The organism is Bifidobacterium sp. UBA6881, from assembly GCA_002451435.1.
Lineage (GTDB): Bacteria > Actinomycetota > Actinomycetes > Actinomycetales > Bifidobacteriaceae > Bifidobacterium.
Genome location: DKCF01000023.1, coordinates 12696 through 18661, shown reverse-complemented (window position 1 = coordinate 18661; position 5966 = coordinate 12696). Strand labels below are relative to the sequence as shown.

Annotated in this window: 7 protein-coding genes and 1 pseudogene; 5 read left to right on the top strand and 3 right to left on the bottom strand. The window is 51.6% G+C overall.

Translation table 11 applies throughout. From position 1 onward, the window contains the following. The first annotated feature begins 69 nt into the window (after positions 1-69). Together B3C64_RS01930 and B3C64_RS01925 are read left to right on the top strand one after the other, a co-directional pair. Positions 70-1809: an ATP-dependent nuclease gene (locus B3C64_RS01930; protein ID WP_291533344.1), complete on the top strand. Its 1740-nt coding sequence runs from the start codon at positions 70-72 to the stop codon at positions 1807-1809. A 382-nt stretch (positions 1810-2191) separates the two neighbouring features. Next, positions 2192-3037, top strand: a complete 846-nt coding sequence (locus B3C64_RS01925; RefSeq protein ID WP_291533342.1) for a hypothetical protein — start codon at positions 2192-2194, stop codon at positions 3035-3037. 49 nt (positions 3038-3086) lie between these two features. Here the strand turns inward: B3C64_RS01925 and B3C64_RS01920 are convergent, their stop codons facing one another. From B3C64_RS01920 to B3C64_RS01910, 3 genes are all read right to left on the bottom strand, one after another. Then, positions 3087-3380 carry a DUF1294 domain-containing protein gene (locus B3C64_RS01920; protein ID WP_291533340.1) on the bottom strand — a complete coding sequence of 98 codons (294 nt, stop codon included), beginning with the start codon at positions 3378-3380 and terminating at the stop codon, positions 3087-3089. A 238-nt stretch (positions 3381-3618) separates the two neighbouring features. Further along, the gene (locus tag B3C64_RS01915) at positions 3619-3870 is read right to left on the bottom strand and encodes a Txe/YoeB family addiction module toxin (protein WP_291533338.1); all 252 of its coding nucleotides are present in this window, start codon (positions 3868-3870) and stop codon (positions 3619-3621) included. 3 nt (positions 3871-3873) lie between these two features. Next, a complete protein-coding gene (locus tag B3C64_RS01910) occupies positions 3874-4134 on the bottom strand; it encodes a type II toxin-antitoxin system Phd/YefM family antitoxin (RefSeq protein WP_291533337.1) in 261 nt (86 codons plus the stop codon). 502 nt (positions 4135-4636) lie between these two features. On the opposite strand from B3C64_RS01910, the gene B3C64_RS01905 reads away from it, so the two are divergent. From B3C64_RS01905 to B3C64_RS01895, 3 genes and pseudogenes are all read left to right on the top strand, one after another. Further along, positions 4637-4897: a hypothetical protein gene (locus tag B3C64_RS01905; protein ID WP_291533336.1), complete on the top strand. Its 261-nt coding sequence runs from the start codon at positions 4637-4639 to the stop codon at positions 4895-4897. A gap of 110 nt (positions 4898-5007) precedes the next feature. Continuing rightward, positions 5008-5697, top strand: a complete 690-nt coding sequence (locus tag B3C64_RS01900) for a hypothetical protein (protein ID WP_291533335.1) — start codon at positions 5008-5010, stop codon at positions 5695-5697. A gap of 7 nt (positions 5698-5704) precedes the next feature. Continuing rightward, positions 5705-5966: pseudogene (locus B3C64_RS01895) on the top strand (hypothetical protein); the annotation flags it as partial.

Genomic DNA, 5966 nt, shown 5'->3' with positions numbered 1-5966 from the left:
AACGAACATAAAGAACCTCATTGCATAAGCTAAACCGTAAAATCTGAAAAAATCAACAAGGAGGTTAAAATGTATGTAAAGCGGTTAAAACTTGCGAATTTTAAATCTTTCAAAGGAGAAAATAATGTATTTGAATTTTCTCCACATATTAATTATTTTGTAGGCAATAACAATGCCGGAAAAAGTACTGTCATAGAGGCTCTGGAATTCATGAGCAGCCCACATACGGATGCGGAGTCATTGAAGAATACTCAATGCGGAGATCAGCCATGCTATGCGGAGCTTACTCTGGCAGGAAATGACATCGAAGCCCAAATCGACAAATCAAATGTCACCGAGGCAAAAGCAAAAACAATTAAGAAGAGTTGTATACTTACCGAACAAAATGAGCAATGTCTTATTGCACGTCGCTATTTAAACAATCCTAAAACGGTATTTCTTTTCTGTAAAGATGCGGAAATCGGAAAATCTCCTTTTAATAATAAAACCGGAATAGATAAGCCTTTCACTGCAATTTTCTCTCCGACAGTATTCCATGCGACCGATACTCCCGATGACGTCTTGGATTTTGGAACAACTAAAATTCTCGGAAAACTAATTCGCGCAAAAACTCATAATTTAACTACCTCTAACGAGTGGAAAGATTTTGAGAAATCCTACGAACTCGTATTTTCATCAACTGGAAAATACTCTGAAATACTAAAAGATCTTAATGAATCGCTCTCAGAGCATACCAGAGAGCAATTTCCATCGGTCACCGTTTCTTTCGCGTTTGATCAACCAGATGCCTCATCCTTCATCAAAATGGGAAAAACCCGCGTCGACGATGGCGTGGAAACCGATCTTGACCAGAAGGGCACAGGCCTTCAACGTGCAGTTGCCTTTGCAGCCCTCCGCGAATACGCTCACATATTAAGCAGCGACGCGCGAGATGATTCAGAATCAGGTATCGACAATCTCTTCCTCTGCGTTGACGAACCTGAAATATGGATGCATCCGAAGGCTCAAAAACAGCTGGCCAAGACGCTTGCAACGATATCTGAAACCAATCAGGTATGGATTTCTACACATTCCCCATATATTCTTCAAGGTGCATTCGCTACAAATCAAAAGGAGAAAGATTCGGTCAATCTATTAGTTTTTTCCGATAATCACGACGCACCACATCGCGTCCAAAAATCTACTCGTTTCGGCAAGTTGCATAAAGGCGCCCCATCATTAGCGGAAATAACATACGAAGCCTTCCAGATACCAACCATTGAATATTGTCTGGAACTATTTGGAGTAATTTATACTTATATGGTAAAGTTGAATTTTACCGATAAGGGAAAAACATTCAAGTACAAATCTCTTTTAGACCTAACTGACGATATTTTAAAAAGTCAATCTTTCGGTTTGCCCGAAGCGTACAAAGAAAGCAAGAAACGGTTTGATATAAGAAAGGGCAGAAAAAAAGACAATTCTTGGAAAAACCCGATTGTTGACGAAATTTTACCTCTTTGTATTCGTAATATGAATGATCACCCCGAATCAATTTCAAAGCAGCAAGATGCAATAAATTATTTCCAAAATAATAACAATAAAGATAATGGCGGCAATCCTCTATCTCCAGAGGAACTAAAAGAAATTGAAAAAATTTCAAATCAATACAATGACGAAGATCTTAGAAAAGCAATTGAAATCTCACTAAAGGCAATTCCTCGGTGTGAAGAACTAATGCAGCAAGGACATTGGACATGGGATTCAGGAGTAAACGATCTTGTGGACAATGTGGTTTCGACAAATGCTTCCACTCATGAAACCGACTAGCCTCGAGAGACAATTCATCTAAATCGGCTTTCCTTGGAATCTCAATGAGGTCTTCTGACGTACTTTCGCAAGGCCTCATTGAGATTTTAGGTATCCAAAATCTCAATTCGAAAAATCTTATAGGCATGGAAAATGCCTCTTCTGCCAGAGATAAACCTGTTCGCAGACATAAATCGTCCCTTCGCGCAGGGCAGCAGTGGTATTTCCAGCCTCCGCGGCGTTCACCGTGAAGGCCATACTGCGCGCAGGCTGCTTCAGCACGATGATCCAAATGCCTTATACGGCAAGCTCAATCTCATACCGGTGTCAACGGGAAACGCTTTTCCGAAGATGGATGTCCTTATAATGCAAGAAAGCGATTTAGCATTGGAAGGGAACAGGCATGGTCAAAATCGATACCGACGAGATGGCGCAGAAGACTTTGGACATGGTCACCGCATTGTCCAAACTTCCCATCGTCCGGGTTGACCGTGAGGAATTTCTCAGGCAACAGTTCAAGGATTCCGAATATCTGGATCAGATTCTCGAAGACGGCCCCCAGAGCGTGTATACACCGGAATCGCTGAGAAACAAGGCGGACAAAATCATCGCCGCCAGCACCACCTCGACATCGCTGACTTCGTTCGCGGCCGGTCTTCCGGGGAATCCCGTTGCCATGATTGCCGCAGGCGGTGCGGATGTCGTACAGTATTTCGGTTTCGCATTGAACATGGCCCAGAAGCTGGCCTATCTGTTCGGAGACGACGACCTGTTCTCCAGTGACTTGGATCAGCTGTCCGAGCAGACGCAGAACAGGATCATCGCGTATCTCGCGGCGATGCTTGGAGTGAGCGGTGCTGCGACGCTTGTACTCAACGTCTCGGCGAAAGCCGGCGAAGTCATCGGGAAAAAGGTCGCGGCCAAGGCGCTGACGAAAACCGCATGGTATCCCATCATGAAGAAGGTCATGGCCTCCATTGGTGTGAAGATCACCAAACAAACCGTGGGCAAGGTGGTGACCAAGGCAGTTCCAGTTCTTGGCGGCGTCATGTCCGGAGGCATCACTTACGTCACCTTCCGCCCCATGGGCAAACGATTCACGGACATGCTCGTAAAACGCGCTAACGGCGATCTGGATAACGATGGGCTGGAGCTGAATCCCGAATTCTTGGACAAGCTGAAAGGAACGCGGCCCGAAAGCATGGCGGCTGATGACGCCATCGCGGCGCAGCCCGAGAAGGATTGCTGATTCGGGCAAGCTGAACTATCCATCGGGCCGACCGGTTCGGCTTTCATGTCTAGTACAGTCCGGCGGCGTGTAGGTAAAGGAACAGCACCGTCTGCAGGACGATGAACAACGGCAGCCCCATCACGAAGTACCATTTCTTCGTCTTGTGTCGGAACAGCCGCATCGCAATCATGCCGCCTATGGACCCGCCCAGCAATGAAAGCCCCAGGAGCCATAGCTCCGGCAGACGCATACGCGCCTTCCGCCGTCCGTCCATGCGACCATCCGCGGCAACGAGCTTGTCGAAGACGAACGCCAAGAACGTGGCCACGTTCAACACCAGCAGGTAGATTCCCAAACCCACAGCACATCATGGTCGAATCCATGGAAGACGGCGCTCCATACTCCACCGAACGTGACAAGGCCCCACTTCCACGCGCATACCATTCCCCAGACGATCAGGCATACGATGGCTGTGAACCACCAGGCGATGTTGTGCTTGTTGACGCGCCTCTCTTTGTCCGCCTTGCACCAGGCTTTGCGCAGGATGCCGGCCCTTCCTCTCAGCACGAATCACCAGCATCCGGCTAGTGTCAAAATGTCTAATAGTGGTCACGGACGGACAGAACGCACAGATCCCCGTCCTCGACCATGTACACCAGCCGGTTCGCGGAATCGATGCGACGGCTCCAGGCGCCCTGCAATTCCCATTTGAGCGGCTCGGGCTTGCCAAGTCCTGTGAACGGGGAACGCATGGCGTCGCGTATCAACGCATTAATGCGCTTGAGCGTCCTCTTGTCCTGGGTCTGCCAATACAGGTAATCATCCCATGCGTCCTCGGTCCAACGCAGCACCGCTCACTCCCCGACCAGATCATGCGAGGCAACGGCACCGGAATGCACCTGGGCTATTCCGCGACGAACCTTGTCGAACAATCCGGGATTCTGATAGACCCGCAAGGTCTCCATGAGCGAATCGTAATCGTCGGCGCTCATCACCACCACGTTGTCATGCGGGTCCTTGTTGGTGACCAGAAGCATGTCCGCGTCATCGTTCACGCGGCGTAGGTACGATTTCAGGTCCTTGCGGAAATTGGTGTACGCAACCGCCGTGACCATAATGGCCTCCTTCCGACGCAACAATACATGTACAGAAAATGGTACAGCAAAAGCCGGAGAGGCACAACTTCCCTCTCCGGATTCGTCATGAGCGTTATCTCCTGTAACCGGAAACCAGAAATTATTCCCAAAGCGAACATTAGACAGGATTCCCGTTAACGAAAAGACGACCGGAATCGCCCCGCTATATTGATTTTCAAACGGCTCAATGTCTATTTAGAAGCGCAACGCCCCTGTTGGTCCTGCAATTCTAGCAATTCGTCGGCGAAATATGTGGCCACGCCCAGCGCGCCGCGCAATCGGGTATGCAGGTTGCATCCCACGCCGATCACGCTGTCGGCCCCCAACCGCCAATCTAACGGGTGTTGCACTTCCATTGAGAGCCCGAGAACAGTCGCTTGGTTGGATGGATTCAGTACAATACAGACAAAACCAAGGAATGGCTGCGCGATCAGCTCCAAGAAAACGTCCGCAGCCCCTGCCTTCGGGAATAAGGCGGCTTATGCCATATTCACAAAATCGGCATGTGGCTGCGCTCTATCAGGCTTTGCAAGTCATGCAGTCCGGGAACGCCGAGGACTCGCCCTATGCGCACGCATACATCGACGGGCTCCTGGACCTCATGGAAAGTCGCAGATCCGGCGGCATGGAGCCGGACGAGATGTTCGAGCAAATCATGATTGGAATGGTTTCCTTCCAACAGTTTCTCGACATGCGTCTGACGCTGCTGGAAAGGAAGCAGGACCCGCCGGTTACCTGGTAATCGACGCCGCAGGTTTTATCGATTTCCGCCGTCGGCGGCCGGGATGAAGCGAACGTGGACCGTCTGCTCGAATGGTTCGACCACTGGCCGGAAACCGGAAAGGAATAGACATGGGCATCCCGGTCGTATACACGGATTTCGACGGCGTGCTGAACGCGTTCCCCGACGACAAGGTACTGCGCCGCGGCGGCGTGGACCACGCGCAGTGGCTGAAGGACGACGATCCGCGCAAGGCCCTTTACGATCCCGGACGCGCGTTCCACCTGGACGGCAACATGCAGGCGCGTCCGCCGGTCGGCCGCTACCGCGTCCACTGGTCGCGTGAACTGTCCGACGCCTTGTACGGGCTCGCCCAGGACGGCCGCATCGAACTCGACTGGCTGACCACATGGCAGCCGTACTGCGTGAACGTGCTGGATCCGATGCTCGGCTGGGACCCGGCGGTCGTCCACAACACCGTCTGGTACGATCCCGTCACCATGGAGCACAGGCTGACGGGCAAGCTGTCGACGGTGCTGTCGCGCGTGCGCGTGGAGCGAAGGTCCGCCGGCTCGTCCCCGATCGTGTGGATCGACGACGAGGAATGCCGCGGCGATGCGATGAGGGAAATCGAGGCGGAGGAGCCCGCGGCGCCGGTGCTGATGGTGCGGCCCGACATGCATATCGGCATCAGCCGCCGCCAGTGGGCGCTTATCACGCGCTTCATCGACGATTGGACCGGTTTCCCTCCGGTCACGTTCGATGACGAGGACGGCGAGGATGGCATCCGCGCCACGCATGCGGGTCATGTCGGACTATAAGGATAAGGTGGCGCAGTTCGTCAACGATCAGCAAATCGGGGACAAACTCAAGCAAGCGGCGGCAAACGTGCATATGCCTGTGGCGCTCGATCCAGCCGCAAAAGTCGCCAAACAGCTCGACAACATCGAAACGACGTTGGAGCAATACGCCGACCAGTTCCCCGCAGACGCCCCAATCGGGCAATGGAAGAACACTCTGAAGAACCTTCGTCTCATGAATACCATGAACAAGAACGCACCCGGTAGCGAGCGCAAGGCTCGTCTGAAGA

Bases quoted from the DNA above. Each gene is read 5' to 3' on its own strand.
- B3C64_RS01930 (WP_291533344.1), top strand. From the start codon at position 70: ATGTATGTAAAGCGGTTAAAACTTGCGAATTTTAAATCTTTCAAAGGA.
- B3C64_RS01925 (WP_291533342.1), top strand. From the start codon at position 2,192: ATGGTCAAAATCGATACCGACGAGATGGCGCAGAAGACTTTGGACATG.
- B3C64_RS01910 (WP_291533337.1), bottom strand. From the start codon at position 4,134: ATGGTCACGGCGGTTGCGTACACCAATTTCCGCAAGGACCTGAAATCG.
- B3C64_RS01905 (WP_291533336.1), top strand. From the start codon at position 4,637: ATGCCATATTCACAAAATCGGCATGTGGCTGCGCTCTATCAGGCTTTG.
- B3C64_RS01900 (WP_291533335.1), top strand. From the start codon at position 5,008: ATGGGCATCCCGGTCGTATACACGGATTTCGACGGCGTGCTGAACGCG.